Source organism: Pseudotamlana agarivorans (genome assembly GCF_001642835.1).
GTDB classification, from domain to species: Bacteria; Bacteroidota; Bacteroidia; order Flavobacteriales; family Flavobacteriaceae; genus Pseudotamlana; species Pseudotamlana agarivorans.
Window position 1 is genome coordinate 267,391 of sequence record NZ_LXEI01000002.1, and the last position, 23,166, is coordinate 290,556.

General features: G+C 33.6%; 27 protein-coding genes and 1 tRNA gene. 12 read left to right on the top strand and 16 right to left on the bottom strand.

The genetic code is table 11. The annotated features are described in order from the left end of the window. Positions 1-250 precede the first annotated feature (250 nt). Entirely contained in the window at positions 251-1,126 is an 876-nt protein-coding gene (locus A6I66_RS04480) for a hypothetical protein (RefSeq protein ID WP_067146050.1), read from the top strand. A 117-nt stretch (positions 1,127-1,243) separates the two neighbouring features. On the opposite strand, the gene A6I66_RS04485 is transcribed toward A6I66_RS04480, so the two are convergent. Further along, the gene (locus tag A6I66_RS04485; protein WP_067146051.1) at positions 1,244-1,678 is read right to left on the bottom strand and encodes a VOC family protein; all 435 of its coding nucleotides are present in this window, start codon (positions 1,676-1,678) and stop codon (positions 1,244-1,246) included. 63 nt (positions 1,679-1,741) lie between these two features. Further along, a complete protein-coding gene (locus A6I66_RS04490; RefSeq protein WP_067146053.1) occupies positions 1,742-2,857 on the bottom strand; it encodes a glycosyltransferase family 4 protein in 1,116 nt (371 codons plus the stop codon). Positions 2,858-2,952: 95 nt separating this feature from the next. Between A6I66_RS04490 and A6I66_RS04495 the strand changes: the two genes are divergently transcribed. Next, positions 2,953-3,717, top strand: coding sequence for a lipopolysaccharide kinase InaA family protein (locus tag A6I66_RS04495; protein ID WP_067146055.1), 765 nt, complete (start codon positions 2,953-2,955; stop codon positions 3,715-3,717). Here the strand turns inward: A6I66_RS04495 and A6I66_RS04500 are convergent. The 3 genes from A6I66_RS04500 to A6I66_RS04510 are packed head-to-tail and all read right to left on the bottom strand — an operon-like array spanning position 3,714 to position 6,361. Next, entirely contained in the window at positions 3,714-4,472 is a 759-nt protein-coding gene (locus tag A6I66_RS04500; RefSeq protein ID WP_067146057.1) for a glycosyltransferase family 2 protein, read from the bottom strand. The two genes, A6I66_RS04495 and A6I66_RS04500, sit on opposite strands and share 4 nt — an antisense overlap. A 29-nt stretch (positions 4,473-4,501) precedes the next feature. Beyond that, on the bottom strand, positions 4,502-5,545 hold the full coding sequence (locus A6I66_RS04505; RefSeq protein ID WP_067146059.1) for a glycosyltransferase family 9 protein: 1,044 nt from the start codon (positions 5,543-5,545) through the stop codon (positions 4,502-4,504). Next, positions 5,546-6,361, bottom strand: a complete 816-nt coding sequence (locus A6I66_RS04510; RefSeq protein WP_067146061.1) for a 2,3,4,5-tetrahydropyridine-2,6-dicarboxylate N-succinyltransferase — start codon at positions 6,359-6,361, stop codon at positions 5,546-5,548. Between the two features lie 338 nt (positions 6,362-6,699). Between A6I66_RS04510 and A6I66_RS04515 the strand changes: the two genes are divergently transcribed. The 5 genes from A6I66_RS04515 (at position 6,700) to A6I66_RS04535 (ending at position 9,358) form a co-directional block, all read left to right on the top strand. Beyond that, a complete protein-coding gene (locus A6I66_RS04515) occupies positions 6,700-6,990 on the top strand; it encodes a hypothetical protein (RefSeq protein WP_067146063.1) in 291 nt (96 codons plus the stop codon). 86 nt (positions 6,991-7,076) lie between these two features. Continuing rightward, positions 7,077-7,487, top strand: coding sequence for a Holliday junction resolvase RuvX (gene ruvX, locus A6I66_RS04520; protein ID WP_067146536.1), 411 nt, complete (start codon positions 7,077-7,079; stop codon positions 7,485-7,487). 122 nt (positions 7,488-7,609) lie between these two features. Further along, positions 7,610-8,200, top strand: a complete 591-nt coding sequence (gene def, locus A6I66_RS04525; protein ID WP_067146065.1) for a peptide deformylase — start codon at positions 7,610-7,612, stop codon at positions 8,198-8,200. A gap of 54 nt (positions 8,201-8,254) precedes the next feature. Next, positions 8,255-8,683, top strand: a complete 429-nt coding sequence (locus tag A6I66_RS04530; protein ID WP_067146067.1) for a DUF5606 family protein — start codon at positions 8,255-8,257, stop codon at positions 8,681-8,683. Positions 8,684-8,791: 108 nt separating this feature from the next. Next, entirely contained in the window at positions 8,792-9,358 is a 567-nt protein-coding gene (locus tag A6I66_RS04535) for a TlpA family protein disulfide reductase (protein WP_067146069.1), read from the top strand. Positions 9,359-9,426: 68 nt separating this feature from the next. On the opposite strand, the gene A6I66_RS04540 is transcribed toward A6I66_RS04535, so the two are convergent. From A6I66_RS04540 to A6I66_RS04555, 4 genes are all read right to left on the bottom strand, one after another. Beyond that, positions 9,427-9,514: transfer RNA gene (locus A6I66_RS04540), tRNA-Leu, on the bottom strand. A gap of 172 nt (positions 9,515-9,686) precedes the next feature. Then, positions 9,687-10,289 carry a tRNA (guanine-N1)-methyltransferase gene (locus A6I66_RS04545; RefSeq protein WP_067146538.1) on the bottom strand — a complete coding sequence of 201 codons (603 nt, stop codon included), beginning with the start codon at positions 10,287-10,289 and terminating at the stop codon, positions 9,687-9,689. Between the two features lie 141 nt (positions 10,290-10,430). Continuing rightward, positions 10,431-11,879, bottom strand: coding sequence for a glyceraldehyde-3-phosphate dehydrogenase (locus tag A6I66_RS04550; RefSeq protein WP_067146071.1), 1,449 nt, complete (start codon positions 11,877-11,879; stop codon positions 10,431-10,433). 124 nt (positions 11,880-12,003) lie between these two features. Further along, a complete protein-coding gene (locus tag A6I66_RS04555) occupies positions 12,004-13,413 on the bottom strand; it encodes a trypsin-like peptidase domain-containing protein (RefSeq protein WP_067146073.1) in 1,410 nt (469 codons plus the stop codon). 174 nt (positions 13,414-13,587) lie between these two features. Between A6I66_RS04555 and dapF the strand changes: the two genes are divergently transcribed. From dapF to A6I66_RS04575, 4 genes are all read left to right on the top strand, one after another. After that, entirely contained in the window at positions 13,588-14,361 is a 774-nt protein-coding gene (dapF, locus tag A6I66_RS04560) for a diaminopimelate epimerase (protein WP_067146075.1), read from the top strand. Next, the gene (locus A6I66_RS04565; RefSeq protein WP_067146077.1) at positions 14,358-14,882 is read left to right on the top strand and encodes a GNAT family N-acetyltransferase; all 525 of its coding nucleotides are present in this window, start codon (positions 14,358-14,360) and stop codon (positions 14,880-14,882) included. Before dapF ends, A6I66_RS04565 begins: the two co-directional genes overlap by 4 nt. After that, positions 14,883-15,926: an endolytic transglycosylase MltG gene (gene mltG / locus A6I66_RS04570; RefSeq protein WP_067146079.1), complete on the top strand. Its 1,044-nt coding sequence runs from the start codon at positions 14,883-14,885 to the stop codon at positions 15,924-15,926. It begins immediately after the preceding gene. A 648-nt stretch (positions 15,927-16,574) separates the two neighbouring features. Next, complete coding sequence (locus tag A6I66_RS04575) at positions 16,575-17,231, top strand: peptidoglycan-binding protein LysM (protein ID WP_067146540.1); 657 nt, start codon at positions 16,575-16,577, stop codon at positions 17,229-17,231. Positions 17,232-17,238: 7 nt separating this feature from the next. Here the strand turns inward: A6I66_RS04575 and A6I66_RS04580 are convergent, their stop codons facing one another. Genes A6I66_RS04580 through dnaA form a run of 3 tightly spaced genes read right to left on the bottom strand, consistent with a single transcriptional unit; the run spans position 17,239 to position 19,852 of the window. Then, complete coding sequence (locus A6I66_RS04580; RefSeq protein ID WP_067146081.1) at positions 17,239-17,952, bottom strand: SAM-dependent methyltransferase; 714 nt, start codon at positions 17,950-17,952, stop codon at positions 17,239-17,241. Between the two features lie 4 nt (positions 17,953-17,956). Further along, positions 17,957-18,412 (bottom strand): low molecular weight protein-tyrosine-phosphatase, encoded by a 456-nt coding sequence (locus A6I66_RS04585; protein WP_067146083.1) that lies wholly within the window; start codon positions 18,410-18,412, stop codon positions 17,957-17,959. Positions 18,413-18,424: 12 nt separating this feature from the next. Further along, on the bottom strand, positions 18,425-19,852 hold the full coding sequence (gene dnaA / locus A6I66_RS04590; protein ID WP_067146086.1) for a chromosomal replication initiator protein DnaA: 1,428 nt from the start codon (positions 19,850-19,852) through the stop codon (positions 18,425-18,427). A gap of 190 nt (positions 19,853-20,042) precedes the next feature. Between dnaA and A6I66_RS04595 the strand changes: the two genes are divergently transcribed. Further along, entirely contained in the window at positions 20,043-20,441 is a 399-nt protein-coding gene (locus A6I66_RS04595; RefSeq protein ID WP_067146542.1) for an acyl-CoA thioesterase, read from the top strand. 1 nt (position 20,442) lies between these two features. Here A6I66_RS04595 and A6I66_RS04600 read toward each other — a convergent pair whose 3' ends face one another. From A6I66_RS04600 to A6I66_RS04615, 4 genes are read right to left on the bottom strand one after another with little or no spacing between them, the layout of a single operon-like run. Next, positions 20,443-21,051, bottom strand: a complete 609-nt coding sequence (locus A6I66_RS04600) for an IMPACT family protein (RefSeq protein ID WP_067146088.1) — start codon at positions 21,049-21,051, stop codon at positions 20,443-20,445. Positions 21,052-21,059: 8 nt separating this feature from the next. Continuing rightward, positions 21,060-21,674: an HAD family hydrolase gene (locus tag A6I66_RS04605; protein WP_067146089.1), complete on the bottom strand. Its 615-nt coding sequence runs from the start codon at positions 21,672-21,674 to the stop codon at positions 21,060-21,062. Continuing rightward, complete coding sequence (gene ribD, locus A6I66_RS04610) at positions 21,667-22,671, bottom strand: bifunctional diaminohydroxyphosphoribosylaminopyrimidine deaminase/5-amino-6-(5-phosphoribosylamino)uracil reductase RibD (protein ID WP_084399460.1); 1,005 nt, start codon at positions 22,669-22,671, stop codon at positions 21,667-21,669. The genes A6I66_RS04605 and ribD overlap by 8 nt, the downstream gene beginning before the upstream one ends. Positions 22,672-22,674: 3 nt before the next feature. Then, the gene (locus A6I66_RS04615) at positions 22,675-23,130 is read right to left on the bottom strand and encodes an LEA type 2 family protein (RefSeq protein WP_067146091.1); all 456 of its coding nucleotides are present in this window, start codon (positions 23,128-23,130) and stop codon (positions 22,675-22,677) included. Between the last annotated feature and the right edge of the window lie 36 nt (positions 23,131-23,166).

Here is a 23,166-nt window from a genome sequence, read left to right on the forward strand (position 1 = left end):
TGGGCAGAATTCTGGAAAGAATCCTTAATACCGACTTAGATTTAACGCTTATTTTCTTGTTAAACTTGTGAGTTTATTCGTTAGGGTAAAACGATTAATTACGAATGGATTATATTCTAATTTGGTAATCTTATTCTTATATTTTGTCAATGCTTCGGGGAGGGAATTTAATTTATTTTAATTTTAATGAATATTTTATATTACCTTTATTTTACGATTCATTGAACTTAATAATTTAAATTTTCTAATTATGAATACAAAAAAATTATGTGCTATTATAGCATTTTTAGTAGTTAACACCTTAGTTTTCGGGCAAAGTAATGCAACGGAACTAAATGAAATTATCGGATTGAAAGGTATGTCATCCGAAACTGTATTACAAGATAAAGGATATCATCTAGAAAAAGTTGATAAGTCTTCTGCAGGAATTTATCAAAACTGGTGGAGCAGTAGAAGAGGCAAATGTGTAACTGTACGTATTGAAGATGGTAGAGTTAAATCTGTTGTAAATACTGATGCTTTCGATTGTGGTAAGTCGGGTAATAGTAGTTCAAACCATTCTTCTCACAATTCTTCACATAATAATAATCTTAATTTGTCTAGTTTAAGTGGTATGTCTGAACCAAATGCTTCAACAAAACTTCAAGATCATGGATATAGAGTGACGAACCAATTTGGTTCATCTGTTATTTCAATGTACTGGCACAAAGAAAGTAATGACAAGTGTTTACTAATGATGGTAAAAAATGACCGTGTTACTTCTGTGACTAAAATGTCAAACTCTAGCATGTGTAAAAGTGGAGCTAGAAGCAGCTCACACAATAATTATAATGGGCACAGTAACAGCAGTCATCACAGTAGCGGATCTGATCATGGTGTAACTTTATACGGAGACTGTAGTTTTAAGGGAAGTCACAAGACTTTAGGTGTTGGTCGTTATGATCATGATGAACTCGGTGTTGGAAATGATAGAGTATCTTCTATTCGTGTACCAAGAGGTTATAAAATTATTATTTACCAAGATGGTGGATGGAGAGGAAGCAGCAAAACCTTATATGAAGATAACGGTTGCTTAGAACATGGTTGGAATGATCATATTTCAAGTGTGAAAGTTGAAAGAGACTAATAATTATAGATATTTTTAAAAAGGCGGTCGACTAAAATATTTTAGTCGATCGCTTTTTTTTATACCTATTGGCTGTTTTTTTTGAAATTAAAATGATTTAAGGTCTAGAAGAAAGTTCTATTGATTTTGTTGTTCATTAAAACTTACCATCCAACTGATACCAAATTGATCGGTGAGCATGCCAAAATAATCACCCCAAAAAGTGTTTTCTAAAGGCATGTTTATTTTTCCGTTTTTAGAAAGAGCACTAAATAGTTTATCAGCTTCTATTTTACTATCAGCCGAAATGGAAATTGAAAAGTTGTTGCCTTGCTTGAAATCAGGTGCCCATTCACCACCAGAATCACTGCCCATTAAAATAGAATTTCCTATAGGAAGCGAAATATGCATAATTTTGCTTTTATCTGCTTCAGGAATCGTTAAATTTTCACTAGGCGGTATGTCACTAAATCGACCTAAGTAACTGAACTCACCTCCAAAAACGGACTTGTAAAAAGTGAAAGCTTCTTCACAATTGCCATTAAAATTTAAATATGTGTTTGTTGTAGCCATAAAAAAGTTTTTTATGTCTAAGGTATTGATATATAATGTTTTCTAAAAAAAAATAATTAAAAATTAACGTTTATATTTATTTACAACATCCTGTAACTCTTCAAACATCTTTTTTGAAATGACATCCTTGGTAAAATTGTCTAAGAGGTATTTATAGCCGTTTTCAGTGAGTTCTTGTTTTAAAGTTTCGTTATCGATTAGAAATTCAACTTTATCGGCAAAATCTTCTGGATTACCAACCTCGGCAAGTAGTCCCGTTTTATTATTAACAATCACTTCTGGAATGCCACCTGCATTGGCAGCTACTATAGGTACTTTACAAGCATAAGACTCTAATAAAACACCACCGGTAGGTTCGTTGTTAGACGTAAATAGGAATAAATCAAATTCTGGTAAGACCTCAGGAATATCTTTCCTAAAGCCAGAAAAAATAATATGATTGTTTAAGTTTTTTTCGGTGACGTATTGTTTAATATCATTTTCTAATTCGCCTTCACCGATCAAAAGGTATTTAGCTTTAAAGTTGTTTCTTTTTACTAAAATTTCTACCGTATCCACCCAAGTATAATGGTCTTTAAACTCAGAAAAAGCTGCGATGTTGCCAATAATTTTATAGTCTAAAGGAATATTATATTCCCTATGAAGCAATCCGTTTTTTGTTTTTTTAGTGAATTTATTCACATCCGTTACGCTTCCCACTACGCACATTTTACTATGGTCTTTAACGGCTGGTTTTAAAATCTCAACAACAGGATGGGACACACAAATTATCTTTCTGATTCCAGAGTAATCGTATTTCCACTTGCGTAACGCGTTAGAATCAACCCGTTTAATAAGAGTGCGGCAAAGTACAAGTGGAGCAGGAAGTTTGAATAATAAATGCGATAATACCGCCAATGTATGGGCTTTGCTATTGTGAATAAACACAACATCAATATTTTTTTCTTTTACAATTTTCGATAAACGCTTGGCAAAACCTAAATCGTATTCACTTTTATAATCAAACCCAATAACTTGCATGTTTTTAGAAGTCGCAACATCAAAAATAGGCGTGTTGTTGGCACAAACGATGTACTGATCTTCAACATACCCCTTGTCTTTAAAAGCTTCATAGAGGTAAACGATTTTTTGTTCGTGACCTCTCCAAACTCCAGAGGCAGTGATTTGTAATAAGCGCATAGTTTTATTTTAAACACCAAAGGTAAAAAAGACAAAAGAAATATGTGGGGATTTAGTCTGTTAAACTGTAAGCATAAAATTTGTAATTTCGCAGGATGAAGAAGAAAGTTTTTACACCGGCGTATAAAGGCGATAAAAAACAATTAAAGCGTTTTGTAAAAAAATTTAATAAACTCGGTGAACGTTTTGTTGACGGCGATAGAAACACCATAAAATTATTTGATTTTAATGGTGAAAAAATTAGTATAAAAGCCTTTAAAATCCCGAATCTCGTAAATCAAATTGCCTATAATTATTTTAGAAAAAGTAAAGCACAACGCTCTTTTGAGTTTGCTACGAGACTATTAGAATTGGGAATTGGCACCCCTGAACCTATTGCTTATTTTGAAAAAACAACACCATATTTATTTAAAAAAAGTTATTACATAAGTAAGTATGTGGATTATGATATTACGTATCGAGAATTAACCACAGATTTCAATATCCCCAATTACGAAAACATTCTTCGTGCTTTTACGAGGTTTACATTTAAGTTACATGAAAACGGTGTTCATTTTCTAGATCATTCTCCAGGAAACACTTTAATTCAATATAATAATGGCGATTATAAATTTTATTTAGTGGATTTAAATCGCATGGAATTTGGGACTTTAGATTTTGAAACACGTATAAAGAACTTTTCACGACTTACGATTCATAAATCTATGGTTGAAGTGATGAGCGATGAATATGCTAAATGCTCAGGCGAAGATTATCAAACTATTTTTGATTTAATGTGGGGAGAAACGGAAGCGTTTCAAGAAAAATACCATAATAAACAACGTTTGAAAAAGAAGTTGAAGTTTTGGAAAAAAGACTAATCTTTTCCTTTGTATAACTCGTAAAGCTTCAAATATTTTAAAAAGGTAACGTTAAAGGTTTGTACACAAATTACAAAACCATTTAGGCCGTCTAGAAATCCTAAACGTAAAAAGTAAGCTTTGAAAAATGCCCAAGTGGGTCTAAATACAATTTTAAATACAGACGATTTAATGCCTAACTTGTAATAAGCATGAGCTGCAATCGTTGAAAAACGTTCTACTTTTTGGTTGTGTTCTTGGTAGTCTCTATAAATCCAATGTAATAAGTCTCCTTTTAAAAACCCTGCCTTATACCCTTTTTTTAAGGTATAGCTGTCGTGCGGATTTATACCTTGCCATTCGCCACTACCTTTTTTAAATAAACGTAGTTTCCTGTCGGGATACCAGTCGGAATGCTTGATCCATTGTCCGCAATAATTGTTTAAGCGATTACTATAGTAACCATCATGAGTCCAATTTTGTTTGACTTTTTGGATGCTGTCTTTTAACGCTTCAGAAAGTGCTTCATCGCCATCTAGCGACAAAATGTAGTCATGTTTTGCTTGGGAGATGGCAAAATTTTTCTGTTCAATATAACCTTCGAATGGATGTTGAATAAAGTTAACTCGGTATTTTGCACAAATTTCAGGGGTTTTGTCCGTCGAAAACGAATCCACTACAACAATTTCATCAACAATATTTACAAGTGATTGTAAGCATTTCTCTAGGTGCTCTTCTTCATTGTAGGTTATAATAACGCCCGAAAGTTTTATCATTATAAAAATCTAATTTTTGGCAAAAGTAATTATTTCAAAAAAGTTCTAAGCTTATCTATAAATAATTTGGGTTTAAGCTGTTTGTATAGGATTTCTGTTTGATTCTTAAATTTTTTTTCTTCCTGGTTGTAAATTTCAGGATTAAAGTCTTTTAGATGTACACTAACATGGTTTTTGTTTTCAAAAAGATTCCAAGTGTTTTTATTAATCCAAGGCGAAAATATAGCAAAGGTTTTAATGTTAAGTGCTTTAGCCATATTAATAGCACCTCCTTCGTTACCAATTAAGGCATCGCAGTGTTGCGTAATGGTAAGAAATTCACGTAAACTCTTTCCAAAAACCTCGAAATAGATTTGTTTTTGAGTTTTTGGTACACATAAATCGTAAATAGCCTGTGCCTCTCTTTCTTGATTAGGAATGTAGTTGAATAGAATTTGAGCTTCAGGTTTTTCATTAATGATCTCATCAATAAGCTTAGCCATATAATCAAAGGGATAGGTTTTGTTTTCTCCGCTACCTAATACACTTATCATGTAAAGCGGATGGTTTAAATCAATACCCGAATCTTCTAAAAACTGTTTGCTGTCGTGAATTTCTTTTTCAGTTAAATAAATTTTTGGCTGAATGTCTTTAACTTCAATACCCAAAGGTTTTAGCAATTGAAGCCTATGAGTTATAGCTAGACTATTTGCTTCAAGATTTTGTTGCCTTTTTATATTATAATCATATACAAATGAGGTGTATGATTTATGATACGAAATTTTAGTTTTAGCCTTTGAAAAAGCGGTGATGATATTGCTAGATAATTTGGAGTACACATCAATCACAATGTCATAATGTTGAGATTGAATGTTTTTAGCAAACTTTATTAGAGCCTTTTTACTGTTTTCTTCAGTTTTGGTGAAGAAAATATAGCGATCTATAAAAGGATTGTTTTCTACAACAGGGTAGGTGTGCTCGTTAATGAGGTAATGTAATTGAGCTTGAGGATATTTATGGCGAAGTGCTTCAAACAGAATACTGCTTGTAAGCACGTCGCCAATCATTTTTTGTTGAATAACAAGAATTTTCATTTAAACAGCTACGTCGTTTTCACGAAGCGCATCGTTTAGAGAGGTTTTCTTGTCAGTACTTTCTTTACGTTTTCCAATAATTAAAGCACATGGTACTTGATATTCTCCTGCAGCGAATTTTTTAGTATAACTTCCTGGGATGACTACAGAACGGGCAGGAACACGACCTTTCATTTCAATAGGTTCGTCGCCAGTTACATCAATAATTTTTGTACTCATGGTAAGTACAACATTAGCACCTAAAACGGCTTCTTTTTCAACACGAACCCCTTCAACAACGATACAACGTGACCCCACAAAAACGTTATCTTCAATAATAACTGGAGCAGCTTGTAATGGTTCTAAAACACCACCAATACCAACACCACCAGAAAGGTGAACGTTTTTACCAATTTGAGCACAACTACCAACAGTAGCCCAAGTATCAACCATAGTACCTTCATCTACATAAGCACCAATGTTTACATAACTAGGCATTAAAATAGTTCCTGAAGAGATATAAGCGCCATGACGTGCTACAGCGTGAGGTACGACACGAATACCTTTTTCTTTGTAACCTGTTTTTAAAGGAATTTTATCATGAAATTCTAATGGACCACACTCTATAGTTTCCATTTTCTGAATCGGGAAATATAAAACTACGGCCTTTTTAACCCATTCGTTTACTTGCCAACCGTTTTCAATTGGTTCAGCAACACGTAGCTCACCTTGGTCTATTAAATCTACTACTTTTCTTATTGAAGCAATAGTGTTTTCTTCATTTAATAACGCTCTGTCATTCCAAGCATTTTCTATGATCTGTTGTAATTCTGTCATTGTAAAATTATTTTAAGCAAATATACTAGCTATGATTTAAATACAATAAAGGATTTATCAAATTAATATAAAAAGGGTCCTTATACGGATGTATTTATAAAACTGCTGGTTTTTTATAAAATTTTGTGAGTTTATTAACACGTATTTTTTGTAATTGAAAAAAAATTATTAGATTTACTTCGTTCATCGTTAAAATATGACTTTTAACGGTGTTTATAAGAGGGTAATTTTTGTCTCACTACATTTAAAGCTTTATGGTTTGCTCCATCTATAATTAGGTTCGGGCCAATATTACCTTAGTCATTTTAATCATAAGTAATCATTTAATTAAAACGCAGATGAAAATCAATTTTTACTTCATTTTAATATTTTTATTTTTTGGTTCTATTGCCAGTGCTCAAAATCCTGATTCAACTTTGAAGGCAGGAAAGAAGCAGCAAATCTCAGAAACTAGAAACTTTTCTGTTAATGAGCTAACTCCAAAAAATGTTATATTATTTGACGAATTAAAAGTTAATTTAAAATTCGTACGATTAGAAAGTGATATCAAATTATATTACAAAAGGCAGAAAAAAATAGGAAATATCAGTTTAGTTTTTCCTAAAATGAATTTAGAAGCCTTAGCTTAAAAACTAACCATTACCTATATATGAATAGAAAAAGGTTGCCATATTACGGTAACCTTTTTTTATACACTATTTTTGTAAAAAAAAAGATGGCTCGCATTTTAGCATTAGATTACGGAACAAAAAGAACAGGTATAGCAATAACCGATGTTTTACAAATTATAGCTTCAGGTTTAACTACTGTGCCTACTCAAGAGCTTTTACCTTTTTTAAAAGATTATATAAAACAGGAAGATGTAGAATTAATTTTAGTTGGCGAACCCAAACAAATGGATAATACGGCATCAGAAAGTGAAGCTTATATAATACCTTTTTTAAAAAAATTAGAAAAAACATTTCCTAATATGCCTATCAAACGCGTTGATGAGCGTTTTACTTCTAAAATGGCTTTTCAAACGATGATTGATAGTGGGTTAAAAAAGAAACAGCGTCGAAATAAAGCATTAATTGATGAAATTAGTGCCACAATTATTCTGCAAGATTATTTACATTCTAAGTAACCTTTTTTTGATAAAATCTTGTTATAAATACCTAATTTCTTAATTTTTTCAGAATAATTCCTGTTAAACATATAACATAATTAATAAGAGTTGTATTTTTGCAAGCCTTAATAAAGCACCTTATGATTTTACCTATTGTAGCCTATGGCGATCCCGTTTTAAAGAAGAAAGCCACCGATATTACAAATGATTATCCTAACCTACAGGATTTATTAGCAAACATGTTTGAAACCATGTACAACGCCTATGGGGTTGGTTTAGCTGCTCCTCAGATAGGATTGCCTATTCGTTTATTTGTAATAGATACGACGCCTTTTTCGGAAGATGAAGATTTATCTGAGGCAGAGCAAAAGGCATTAGTCGGTTTTAAACGTGTTTTTATTAACGCTAAAATTATTGAGGAATCGGGAGATGAATGGGCTTTTAATGAAGGGTGTTTAAGTATCCCAGACGTTAGAGAAGATGTTTTTAGAAAACCTAATATTGTTATAGAATATTTGGATGAAAATTTTCAGCCTCAAAAGGAATCTTTCGATGGATTAGTAGCTCGTGTTATTCAACATGAATATGATCATATAGATGGTGTTTTATTTACCGATAAGCTATCAAGTTTAAAGAAAAAATTAATAAAAGGAAGACTTACTAATATCTCTAAAGGAAAGATAAATGTAGATTATAGAATGCGTTTTCCAGATCAAAAAAAGAAACGATAATGTTTGCAATACATCAATAATCAGTTGATATTTGTGACCCTTAAAAAATAAAATATGAGTTTAGAAAAAGTTATATCAATTTCAGGTAAACCAGGATTATATAAATTGGTAACACAAACCCGTGGTGGTTTTGTTGCAGAGTCTTTAATAGACAAAAAACGCATTTCTGTAAGCGTACAAAACAATGTAAGCGTATTAAGTGAAATAGCTATTTATACCTTAACGGAAGAAGTGCCTTTAGCTCAGGTTTTTGAAAACATCAAGGTGAAAGAAAATGGCGAAAAAGCGTCGGTAAAACCTAAAGATAGCAAAGATAAACTTGAAGAATATTTCTTTTCAATACTGCCAGAATACGATGAGGATCGTGTGTATGCTAGCGATATTAAAAAGGTTATCCAATGGTACAACTTACTACAAGAACATAAGATGCTTGATAATTTAGTTGAAGCTGAAGCGACTGAGTCTTCAGAAGAAGAAGCCTAAACGATTTAGCATTGTTAAATATTTAAACCTCCTTTTTTGGGAGGTTTTTTTATGGGAATTTGTTAACTTGTAAAGTTGCCAACTCATAGCCAAACGAACTAAACTCGTATGAAAACTAATTTTAGCACAAAAAATATTCTGTTTATTGTTGTAATAGTTTTACTATTAATTCCTCAAACAAGACACCCAATTCAAGTGTGGCTAAATAAGGGCTTAGCATTATTTAGTCCAGCCGTAGTTGACGAAAATAAGCAAGCTGTTTTAACAGATTATAAATGGGCTTTACAAACAAAATCAGGACAAATTGTTAGTTTTGAACAAAGTCAAGGCAAAGTAGTGCTTTTAAATTTTTGGGCAACCTGGTGTGCGCCTTGCATTGCTGAAATGCCTAGTCTACAATTGCTTTATGAGGATTATAAAGATCAAGTAGATTTTGTTTTTGTTTCAAGTGATCCTCCTGAAAAAATTAAAGCCTTTATAAAAAAGGAGGGCTATACGTTTGAAACCTATACGATTAAAAGTCAGTTACCAGACCTGTTAGATGTAACTAATATTCCACGGACTTTTTTAATCGATCAATCTGGACATATAATAATCGATAAAACAGGAGCTGCCAATTGGAATAGTGAAACCGTAAGGACTACCATTGATGCATTGTTAGATCGTAAAGTTTGATGGATTTATGTGGCTTTGAGGTATAAAAAAAGGTTTTATTAAAATGATTAATAAAACCTTATAACAAGTGGTGCGCACGAGAAGATTCGAACTTCCACATCCTAAACGGATACTGGCCCCTCAAGCCAGCGCGTCTACCAATTCCGCCACGTGCGCTTAATTTGAGGCGCAAATATACAGAAGTTTTAAAAGTTTCCTCAACTTGTTCTTATGTTTTTTGAAGAATTACAGTTTATATCCCAGTACTTCAAATGAAAGAAGGCTAAACCTTTGGTGTTTTGCCTTAGGTTTAGCCTTCTTTTATAATTTATATGAGTTATAAGGATAACTACTTATGCTTATTCAGTTCGTCTTGAAGTTGACGACGTACTTTTTGTTCACGCTCTAAGGCTGTTCTTCGGTGTTCTTCAAATTCCTCTTCCACTTCCGCTAAGTTACGGTTAGCTTCTTTGGTAATGATATTACTGTTATTAAATTTGTAGATAAAGAATATCAAGCAGGCCAGAAGAACTCCAATAATAGACCACATTAATACGTTATAATTCGCTTTTCCTAATTGGATCCCAAATAAAGACATGTTGTCTTTTTCAATGTTCGTTTGATCTAAGTCCGTTTGAGTGTTCGTGAGTTTTAATTTTAGGTCTGAAATCTCTTGCTCTTGAGTTTTAACAACACCTTGTGTTGCTACCAAATCTTTTCTTACGGCATTTAAAGAATCAATAGTATGCGATTTTAAAGTGTATAACCAATCTTTTTTTACAACCTTGTAATCCTGATATTTATTTGATTTTTGAATAACATATTCAAACTGACTATCAATAGTACCGCTGTTTAAGGATAATTTATCTTCATCGATATCCGTTTGGGCAGTTGAGTGTAGTGTAAAAAGGCAAGTAAAGGCAATGCATAGTGATGATTTGATGAATGTCATTTTTGGCATGGTGTTTCGTAATTTTTCTAATTTTCGCAATTTATAAAATAATGTTTAGTATATAATTCAAGATATACAAAAAGCCTCAACTAGTGAGGCTGGTATAGATACGATTTTAAACGTGATTTAGATTATATTATTTTAATAATATGTATAACGTCTCACTTTAGCGATATATTTTGCTAGTCTAATCACTTGGTGACTATAACCATATTCGTTATCGTACCAAATGTAAAGAATGATGTTTTTACCGTCCTTTCTAACTATAGTGGCTTTACTATCAAAAATTGAAGGGGCCGAACAACCTACAATATCACTAGAAACAAGTTCATCGCTAAGTTCATATTTTATTTGTTCTACCAAATCGCCTTCTAAAGCATATTTTTTTAAAACACTATTAATACCGTTAACGGTAGTTTCTTTTTCGATCTCTAAATTTAAAATAGCTAATGACCCATTCGGGACAGGCACGCGTATGGCGTTAGAGGTTAATTTACCTTCCAAACTAGGTAAGGCTTTAGCAACAGCACTGCCTGCTCCAGTTTCGGTGATAACCATATTAAGTGCTGCTGCACGACCTCTACGGTATTTACTATGAAAATTATCCACTAAATTTTGATCGTTGGTATAAGCGTGAATGGTTTCTAAATGTCCACTTTTAACTTTACAAGAATCTTCAACAGCTTTTAAAATTGGTGTAATCGCATTGGTAGTACATGATGCTGCTGAAAAAATATCGATTTCATCTGGGTTATAGGTTTTATGATTAACACCGTATACAATGTTAGGAACTTCTTTCCCTGGTGCAGTGAGTAAAACTTTGTCAACACCTTTCGATTTTAAATGTTTAGACAGTGCTACTTTATCTCTAAAAGCACCCGTATTATCAATGACAAGTGCATTATTAATATCATATTTGGTATAATCGATGTCTTCAGGGGTATTGGCAGAAATAATATTTACGGTGGTACCATTAATGATTAGGGCTTCTTTTTTTTCATCTATGGAAACAGTTCCAGGAAAATCACCATGAACAGAATCGTTGCGTAGTAGCGCAGCACGCTTTTCTAATATTTTGGCGTCTATTTGTCCACGTGTAACAATGGCGCGTAATCGCAATTGACTACCTTTTCCTGTTCGCACCATAAGTTCGCGTGCAACCAGTCTTCCAATACGTCCAAAGCCATATAACACTACATCTTTAGGTTCTATATTACCACTTTTATGTGCGTCTTTTAATTTATCGGCAACAAAAGCTGTCGCATTAATAGATTTGTTCTCCTCAATATGGTACTCGTAAGTGAGTTTTCCAATATCTAGTTTGGCAGGAGGGATGTCTAAGGCTTTAATAGCTTCAGCAATTTCAACGGTATCAAAAATAGAAATAGGTTTTTGCACAAATTTGCCAGCATATTCATGTAAGTTTAAAATCTGACTCACATTTCTGTCGATAAGCTGGTTTCTAAAAAGAACCAATTCGATTGATTTGTCATACCAAAGGTCGCTTACAATCTTAATAAAGGCCACGGTAGCTTTTCTACGGTCTGCCTGAAAGGCTAATTCCTTCTCGTAATTTTTGTTAGAAGTCATTTAGTTTAGTTTTTTAATGGTATTATTTTTCAAAAATACCATATTTCAAACGTTTTCGTAATTGGTTTTAACAAAAAAATAACCCTTCAAAACTGAAGGGTTATTTAATAATATCGAGTGTGTTTTATCTAAAATTAAAACGTTCTCTTTGTCCGTTTGTATTAATAAGCTCTAGTCTTATAGGCTCATAAGTCGACCTTTCTTTTAAGATGTTTTGAACATCATCAACGGTGTTCACTTTAACATCATTTATGGAGGTGATGATGCTACCTTCTAAAATGCCGTTGTTTTTCCAGTATTGTTCATATTCACCATTCAACTCAATAATTTTTACGCCATTATTAGCTTTCAGTTTTTTTAGATCGCTACTGGTGGTGTTTTTAATACGGCCGACTAAAGGCATGTTATACGTATTGTTTTTTGCGAGCGTCACATTCACATTTTTTATCGATCCGTCTCTTAGTAAAGTTAGGTTTACAACATCACCCGGACGTTTTGCGCTTAAGTGTCCTGTTAAGTCTGAAAATTTTGAAACTTTAATCTGATCTATTTCTTTGATGATATCACCATTTTTAAGTCCCGCTTTGTCTGCTCCAGAACCTTCAACAACACTATCGATATAAACACCTTCGGTATCGTTGATGCCAATTTTTTCTGCGACAGAACTGTTTAATGCACCACCTTGAATACCTAAAATACCGGTTTGTACATTGCCGTATTCTAAAATATCTTCAATAACTTTTCTAGCGATATTACTAGGTACGGCAAAGGAATATCCAATATATGATCCAGTTTGAGACGAGATGGCTGTGTTAATACCAACAAGTTCCCCTTTTGTGTTTACCAGAGCCCCTCCTGAATTTCCAGGGTTAACAGCTGCATCGGTTTGAAGAAAGGATTGCGAACTGGTTCCAGACAAATCTCTCGACTTGGCACTAATAATTCCAGCGGTCACTGTAGATGTTAAATTAAAAGGATTACCAACAGCTAATACCCATTCACCAATTTTTACGTTATCAGAATCGGCAAAAGTCACAAAAGGCAATGCTTCATCAGCATCTATTTTAAGTAATGCAATATCATTTTTTGAATCCGCACCAATAAGTTGGGCGGTGTAGGTTTTGTTATTGTTTAATGTTACCGATAGTTCTTGTGCATTTTTAATCACGTGATTGTTGGTGATAATGTAGCCATCGGCGTTAATAATCACCCCAGAACCAGTACCTACTTGTGCTCGCTGCGGACTTCTTCCGTAAAAGAAATCTTGAAAGGTCATTTGGCCAGAGCTTAGTGTCACATTTTTTACGTGCACCACGGCATTAACGGTGTTTTCTGCAGCTACAGAAAAATCAGGGGCTTCATAAGCTTTGTAGTTACCCATGTTATTAACAGGGGTTGTTGGTATGCTTACGGCTTCAGTATCGGTAGTTGTAACCAATTCTGAATGGTTGTTTTCTATAAAAATTTTGTATGCGCTTAAGGTGAAAATACCACCTAAAGCTGAAACTAATAGCATGGAAAAAATCTTCTTCATAATTTCGTTTTAAGTATTATTTTAAATTTATTTTATTGAGTTCAAACCTCTGTTTCTCTAAGTAATTAACGATAATAATGATTAAAATTAAATATTTATTGAGTTTTGATTTCAACTTTAACTGCGATTTAACAACCCAAAAAACCGTATAAAATCTTATCTTTGCCGCCTATTATGCAACAGACTTTTTACAAATACCAAGGAACAGGAAACGATTTTGTGATGATTGATAATCGTCAGCAAACATTCGACAAAAATAATACCAAACAAGTTGCTTTTTTATGTGACAGACGTTTTGGCGTAGGGGCAGATGGTTTAATTTTATTAGAAAATCACCCTGAATACGATTTTAAAATGGTCTATTATAATGCCGATGGAAACGAAAGTACCATGTGTGGTAATGGGGGGCGTTGTTTGGTGGCTTTTGCTCAGCAATTAGGTGTTATTACCAATAAAGCTGTTTTTGAAGCTATTGATGGCTTACATCATGCTACCATAGAAAACGGTATAGTACACTTGCAAATGTTAGATGTTGATGTTGTTGAAAAACATGATAATCATGTGTTTTTAAATACAGGCTCACCACATCACGTACAGTTCGAAACAGCTATTGAAGATTTTGATATTAAAAGTAAAGGCTCTGGCATTCGCTATGGTGCACCTTATAATCAAGAAGGTACTAATGTGAATTTCGTTCAGAAAATTTCAGATACCACTTTTAGAGTACGCACATATGAGCGTGGTGTTGAGGGTGAAACTTTGTCATGTGGAACAGGAGTAACTGCCGTAGCCATCGCTATGCATGCTACCGGTGAAACCAATCAGAATACTGTAAACTTAAATGTTGAAGGCGGTAAGCTTCAAGTACGTTTCGATGTAGAAAATGGCAATTACCACAATGTTTGGCTAATCGGTCCAGCAACTTACGTGTTTGAAGGAAACATATGATAACTTTAAAAGGTGATATCATTTATTTACGTGCCTTAGAACCTGAGGATTTAGACTTTGTTTATGAGGTAGAAAATGATGAATCCATATGGGAAATGAGCAGCACTCAAACGCCTTATTCTAGATTTTTAATAAAACAATATTTAGAGAATGCTCATAAGGATATATATGAAGCAAAGCAATTGCGCTTGGTGATTTCCACTTATGATGATATTGCTGTTGGAATGATCGATTTGTTCGATTTCGATGTTAAAAATAAAAGGGCAGGAGTGGGTATTTTGGTTAAAACGCCAAGCGATCGATTAAAAGGCTATGGAAAGGAAGCTCTAAGCTTGCTTATAGATTACTGTTTTACACACTTAGATTTGCATCAGCTATATTGTAATATCACCGAAGGTAATATGGCTAGTATAAAGCTGTTTTCTAATCATGGTTTTAAAGAAATTGGACTTAAAAAAGATTGGACTTGTGTTCGAGGCACATATAAAAACGAATATTTATTTCAACTTATTAATAATTAAATGTATATAAAAAAGATACTTCTTGCTATTGTTGGTTTAGGGCTTGTTGCCGCCGTGTTTTTTGCAAATTTTGTTTATAAGGCAATGCTAAAGCCTAATACTGCTTTTAACAATGAATCTGCTTACATTTTTGTACCTACTCAAGCAACTTATCAAGATGTAAGAGCTCAATTAGAGCCTTTATTAATCGACATCGAGACTTTTGATGATCTAGCGAAACAGAAAAAATACATATCTAACATTAAAGCTGGTCGTTTTGAGATAAAAAAGGGCATGAATAATAATGATATTATTAATTCTATAAGAAGTAGAAATTTGCCTATTCGAGTTTCATTTAATAATCAAGAATCTCTTGAAAAGCTTGCAGGACGTGTTTCCGAGCAAATCGAAGCTGATAGTCTATCTTTATTAACAGCGATGACTGATGCGACTTTTTTAAAAAACAATGGATTTAGTTCTGCTACAGCACTAGGAATGTATGTGCCTAATAGTTATGAGTTTTTCTGGAATACCTCTGCTGAAGGTTTTAGAGATCGCATGTTAAAAGAATACAAAGCTTTTTGGAACGATTCCAGACTTAAAAAAGCGAAAGCAATAGGATTATCTCAAGATCAAGTGATTGCTTTAGCGTCTATCGTTCATGAAGAGTCAAAGCAAGCTGCCGAATTACCTAGAATTGCAGGGGTGTACATGAATAGAATTAAAGTGGGCATGCCTTTACAGGCCGATCCTACGCTTAAATATGCAGCTTACCAATTGCCAGAATATAAAGATACCGTAATTAAACGTGTATTAAATGTACACAAGGAAATCGAGTCTCCTTATAATACATACCTTCACACAGGATTACCTCCTGGACTTATAGCCATGCCAGATATCACTGCGATTGATGCTGTTTTAAATTACGAAAAACATGGTTATTATTATTTTGTAGCCGATGCAAAACGTTTAGGTTTTCACAAGTTTGCAAAAACATTGGCTCAGCATAATAGGAACGCTGCAGAATATTGGCGTTACCTTTCTTCACAAGGTATTAGAAAATAGTTTTTTGTTTTGTGACTTTTAAAACATCCGTTTAATCCAACTTTACGTATAAAGTCAAATTGAATATTCAATTGGGATCTAGGACATGCTATGTCGTAAATTTTGATTGAAAATAGGTGTAACTTTAATTAAGTTTTTAAGTTGAGATGCAGAAAAATGACTTTCTAAGGTGTTTTTACAACTATTTTGAGTTAAAAATATTATAGAAATGACATCTGTTCTGTCAACTGATTGTTAATATAAGGGACGAATAAAAGTCATTAGAATTCGTAATTTATGTTAAAGTTTGAGTCCTATTTATAGGATGTTTTTCTAGCTTGAGGCTAAGTAAAATGCCGAATAAATAGTGATTTGTAAAGTGTAAGTTTCTGTTTTTTAAAATGTTATAATTTGTTAATGTTTTAAGATTGAATGAAATAAAGTCATAGTTTTGGACGTTTACAGACGAATTTATGATGGATTTAATCTTAATGATTGAACTCATTTTGTAGAAAATGTTTAATAGAAACCAGTGTATTTCGTCTATTGTTCAATAAAAAGAAACAGTTAAACGATTAATTTTGAAGTTACTGATAAAAGGCTTAATTTTGCCGGCTCAAATTTCAAAGGTGGTTTTAATTGAAAAACACACCGAAAAAATTTAAAATTATGGTTAAAAATATTGGAAGTATTGGAATTATCGCACTTACAATATCAACACTAGCGTATTTCTCATTTCAATCAAATGAAACTTTTGATTCTGGTAAATATTCAACTGAAGGTTTAGATTTAGATTATACCGTAAGTTTGGATGTTATAGATGAAAGTACAGCGCCTCAAAAATATAACGAGGAAACTTTCACCCCTTACTTAGGAAAATCATTTGTTGGTTTTAAAGAAGCTTTAGCTTTTAAGGAGTCAAGAGGGAAATATACAGTAGTGAATACTTATGGGTACTTGGGGAAGTATCAATTTGGAAAAGGGACTTTAAAACTGTTAGGGGTTACGAATCCAGATCACTTTTTAAACAGTCCTAGTTTACAGGAAAATGCCTTTATCGCCAATACAGCACGTAATAAATGGATTTTAAGGCGTGATATTAAAAACTTTGTTGGTAAAAAGGTGAATGGTATTTTGGTTACAGAATCTGGAATCCTTGCAGCAGCACATTTAGCTGGTCCTGGTAGTGTGAAAAAATTCTTAAGAAGTTACGGTATCGATAATTTTGCCGATGGTTATGGAACAACTGTTGGTCATTATATGAAACGTTTTTCTGGTTACGATACGTCGTTTATCAAACCAGATAAAAAAGCTAAAGCGATTTAATACGTCTTTAACTTTTATGAATAATAAATAAGGTAGGTCTTTTATGAAGGTCTACCTTATTATTTTTCCAATCGTTAGCTGTTTGTGTTTTGATGAATTCTGTAGGTAAAGTGATGTCACAAGCCACACAAATTTGAGTGTTATTTTCTAAAATATTCGCTAAGTCTTCAATCATTTTATTGTTTCGGTAGGGTGTTTCAATAAATAATTGTGATTGATCTTGTTCGTAAGATAAGCGCTCTAAACGTTTAATTTCAGCTTTACGTTCGCCTTTATCAATAGGTAAATATCCATTGAAGGCAAAACTCTGTCCGTTCATACCAGAACTCATCATCGCCATAAGTATGGATGATGGTCCTACTAAAGGCACAACTTTTATGTTTTTATCATGAGCGATTTTAACAACATCGGCTCCAGGATCGGCAACTCCAGGGCATCCCGCTTCCGATAAAAGCCCTACTGAAGTCCCTGATAAACACGGATCTAAAAAGCTTGGCAAATCAGCTTCATTCGTAAATTTGTTTAAAAGAAAAAGTTTTAACGAAGGTTGAGGTTTGTCCGGGCAAATCTTTTTAATAAAGCGTCTTGCTGTTTTTTCATTCTCAACAATAAAGATGTCGATTTGCTCTATGGTGTTTTTTACCGTAATGGGTAACACTTCCATAGGGTTGTTATCACCTAAAGTCGTTGGAATTAAATAAAGTTTGCCGTGGTTTGTCATTATATTAAGACCTTAAGTCGTTTGCAATTTTTTCGCAGGCTTCTTCAAGCATGTTATACACATTTTGAAAACCTTCATCTCCACCATAATAGGGATCGGGAACATCAAAATTTTGATTTGGATACACTTCGTTTAAGATGTATTTCACTTTTTTACGGTCGTCATCATTTCTAGCCAGTTTAAGTGCGTTTTGATAATTAGAAGCATCCATCACATAAATGTAATCAAACTTATCAAAATCTGAAACTACAAGTTGCCTGCCGCGAAGATTCGAAATGTCTAAACCATCCTTCTTAGCGACTTCAACCGAGCGCCTATCTGGAGAGGCTCCAATATGGTAACTGGCAGTGCCAGCAGAATCTACGTAAAATCCTTCAGATGGGAGTTTAGATTTTAGGATGCCTTCAGCTAGGGGAGAACGGCAAATGTTTCCCAGGCAAACCATCAGTATATTAATCATGATTTAAAAGTTTTAAACCGAAAGTTTTTTAGTAATGTCTTCAACATACTTTTTGAATTGTTTGTCTGTTGAAGATAAATTATCCACTGTTTTGCAAGCATGTAATACGGTGGCATGATCTCTTTTTCCTATTTGAGATCCAATACTAGCTAAAGAAGCTTTAGTGTATTTTTTAGCAAAAAACATAGCCAATTGTCTGGCTTGAACGATATGGCGTTTTCTTGTTTTAGACTGTAAAGTGTCGATATCCATTTGGAAATAATCGGATACCACTTTTTGGATGTAGTCTATAGAAACTTCGCGTTTTGTGTTTTTTACAAATTTCTCAACAATAACACGCGCTAAGTCAATCGTAATTTCCTTTTTGTTGAAAGAAGACTGAGCAATTAAAGAAATGATAGCGCCTTCAAGTTCACGAACATTCGATTTGATGTTTTTAGCCACATAATCGATAATTTCCTCTGGCATTTCAACACCATCTCGGTATAGTTTGTTCTTCAGGATGGAAACTCGGGTTTCGAAATCAGGATTTTGTAACTCTGCAGATAATCCCCATTTAAAACGAGACAGTAAGCGTTGTTCAATATCTTGCATATCAACAGGAGCCTTGTCACTTGTCAATATAACTTGTTTGCCGTTTTGGTGCAAATGGTTAAATATGTGAAAGAAAACGTCTTGAGTTCCTGTTTTTCCAGAAAGGAATTGAACATCATCAATAATTAAAACATCAATAATTTGATAAAAATGGATGAAATCATTTCTGTTGTTCTTTTTAACGGCATCTATATATTGTTGCGTGAATTTTTCAGCTGAAATATATAAAACGGTTTTTTCTGGATATTTATCTTTAATATCAACACCAATAGCATGAGCTAAGTGTGTTTTTCCTAAACCAACTCCTCCAAAAATTAATAAGGGGTTGAAAGAAGTTCCTCCAGGTTTGGCTGCTACAGCTAATCCAGCACTTCGTGCCAATCTGTTAGAGTCACCTTCTAAGAAATTTTCAAAACTGTAATTCGGATTTAGTTGCGATTCAATCTTTACATTTCTAATGCCTGGAATGACAAACGGATTGCGTAATTCTGGGCTCTTATTATTTAAAGGAATATCAACATTTTGCGATTTTACAGCCGAGCGGTTCGCACTTGGAATTTTTTCAGTGAAGGGTTGTTTGTTGCCATAAGTGTTTTCCATTTTAATAATGTAAACCAACTTGGCGGTTTCTCCTAACTCCTTGGTGAGTGAAACTTTTAGGATTTTCACATAGTGTTCTTCAAGCCATTCGTAGAAAAATTTACTCGGTACTTGAATACTTAATGCAGTGCCCGTTAGTTTAACTGCTACAATAGGTTCAAACCAAGTTTTGTAGGCTTGCGGTTGGATATTATCCTTTATAAATTCAAGACAGTTATTCCATACCGATTGCGCAGTTACACTCATTTTTGTTAATATAGATTTTAATTGTTAGTTTAGAAATCAGCGAAAATCGAACTTTCGCACCCTCTTTAATAGTGGGGCAAATATGTGAACAAAAATCTTAAAAAAAAAATCAATAGCTATTGAATATTTAGATTTTTTTACGCATGTTTAACCCGTAGCCGAAGCTACAAAAAAATATCCACTTATGAAGATGAAATTCGATGAAATACAAATAAGAGTTCGTTATGGTGAAACCGACCAAATGGGGGTCGTTTATCACGGAAACTACGCGTTATACCTTGAAATGGGGCGTATTGAGTGGCTTCGTAAGATAGGCGTGTCATATAAAAAAATGGAAGAGGATGGTATCATGTTACCAGTTGTTTCTATGACCTTAAACTATAAAAAATCAGCGGGTTATGATGATGTAATTAATGTAAAAACACAACTCAAAAAGATCCCTTCTGTAAAGATTGAATTTGACTATGAAATTACCAACTCAAAGGGTGAAATTTTAACCACAGCGAGTACCGTTTTAGTTTTTATCGACAAAAAAACGAATAAGCCCACAAGACCGCCAAAATATATTTTAGACGCTATTGGTGATTAACTTAAAGTGTTTTTATTTTTATTTCATATAGATTATTAAAAATCTCGAAAATTGATGAAGCATCTTTTTTTCTTACCGTTATGGTAATCTGACAATCCAGTTCTAATTTTTGGTGCGTGATGTTTAATTTTTTCTCTTTGATGATCCTCATGACTGTATTCATGTTTTTATAGTCAAATGTTATGAGGAAATCCTGATTAATGGTTTTCTTAATGATTTTTGCAGCCTCTAAAGAAATTTGTGCTGAAGTTCTATAGGCGCTAATAAGTCCGCCAACCCCTAACTTTACACCTCCAAAATAGCGCACTACAACAATGAGGACGTTTGTAACATCAAAAGACTGAATTTGACCATAAATAGGCATGCCTGCAGAATTACTTGGTTCGCCATCATCATTTGCCCGATAGGTGATTGTTTCTGTACCTAATTGGTAGGCATAGCACCAGTGTCTGGCCGAATGATGCTCCTTTTTAACATATGCCAAATGATTTTTGATCTCATCTTCATTAGTAACTGGAAATGCATACCCAAAGAACTTGCTGTTTTTTTCTTTGAATAAGGTAGGTTCAATGGATTTAGCAATGGTTTTATAGGTGTCTTTTTCAGTCAAAAAAATATTTATTTAAAAAGGTTGCTTTTGGTTTCAAAAAGTGTGCACACATCTTCAGTGCCAGGAGTGATATGCCAAGTTTTAAAGTTTAGGTTATTGGCAGTTGCTATATTGTCTTTGTTGTCATCTATAAAAAGACATTCATTGGCCTTAATATTATTGTCTGCTAAAACAAATTCAAAGATATCTGCATTAGGTTTTATAAGATTGATCTCGTGCGATAAGTAGAATTTGTCAAAACAGGCTTTGAATTCATCAAAAAATTCAACGTTTTGTTTGATGTACTCAATATGAAGCGCATTAGTGTTACTCAATAAAATGAGTTTGTAATCACCAGATTTTTTTAAGTCCTTAATAAACTCTAATCGGTCTTTTGGGAAATCTTTCAGCATGTAATTCCAAAGATTCACCAATGCTTCTCTTGAAAGTTTTGGGAAGTTTTCAGAATAAAAATCTAAAAATTCTTCTGTGCTAATTAAGCCCTGTTCGTAAAAACTGTTGAAACCTAAAATTTCATCCGGAAAGCTGTCTATTTCCATGGTTTCAAAGGCGTTTTGTTGAGAGTCGGGAATATCTAAATTGATAAAAACATTACCAAAATCGAATATTATAGTATTAATCATTGTTGTAAATTTTAAGAGTATCAGAAATGATGTTTTCTTCGTGAATTAGTTGACCAGAGAATCGTGGTGCTTTGGTGCCTTTTTGGAGGTGAACGGGCCCCGTGAAAACACGTGCCTCGTCCCAAAGATTTTCATCAATAAAGGTTTGTAAAGTTTGCGCGCCACCTTCAATAATGACAGAATTGATTTCCATGTTAAATAAATGGTCGCAAATTTGCGAAGCTATAGGTTTTGAGAAATCAATTTGGTCTTTAGTGATGCTTAAAGTTTTTGCTTCATTATTAAAAACAGCGAGGTCTTTGGAAAGCTTCTGGTTTTTATCAATGGCAATTCTAATCGGGTTTTGTCCGGTCCAATCTCTAACAGTTAGGCTAGGGTTGTCTTCGATAACGGTGTTTGTACCAACTAGAATAGCTTGTTCTTCCATACGCCATTTATGTACCAAAATTCTGGAATAGGGATTGGTAATCCAAACAGGAGCTTGGACTTCTTTTTTTTCTGGTGATAAAAAACCGTCTTGACTTTCGGCCCATTTTAAAATAATATAGGGACGTTGTTTATTATGAAAGGTGAAAAAGCGTTTGTGATGCGATTTACAGAGGCTTTCTAATACACCCACAGTAACATGACAACCGGCGTCCTTTAATTTGGTGATACCTTTACCCGCTACTTTTTCATTGTCATCGATACAACCAATGACGACCTTAGGGATTTGATGTTTGATGATTAAATCACTGCAAGGTGGGGTTTTTCCATGGTGTGAGCATGGTTCTAAGGTGACGTAAATGGTCGCTTCTTTAAGTAGGTCTTTATTTTCAACCGAATGGATGGCGTTAACTTCTGCATGGTTTCCGCCGAATGGGCTGGTGAATCCTTCGCCAATAATTTTATGGTTATGAACAATAACACAGCCTACCATAGGGTTAGGTCTGGTGGAGCCTAATCCGTTTTTAGCAATTTCAATGCAGCGTTTTATATAGACTTCGTTAGTGTTCACTAATTATAGTTTTATTTCTATGTTTTCGGTTTTGTCAATATTATAGGTTCTAGAAAATCCAAAAACTTTATATTTTATATCTCCTTTATATTGTACTTTGATGTTTTTATTTAAAAAACTGCCCAAGATGCTGCTTAGGTTTTTACTACTAAACAAACTATCTGTTGGGATTTTTGAAGTCAAAGGAATTGAAAACTCCTTATTAGCCGGAACCTCAAAGGTCTCAGAAGTTACTGTTGCTATATCATTATCATTAACAAAAACTTTTAGTCCGTTGGTTGAAAGTTCGCCTCCAACAGAATTCGGGTTTTTAAAATGGGCTTCAGCATTTAAAATGATGTATTGGGCATTGTATTCTGAAACTTTGACATGATGAACGCTTAGAAATTCAGGTTTTTCTTGAACTGAACAACTAAAAAGAGCTAAGCATAATGTTGATAAGATTAATAGCTTTTTCATTTCTATTTAGTTTTGATTTGGCGTATCTTCACGTAT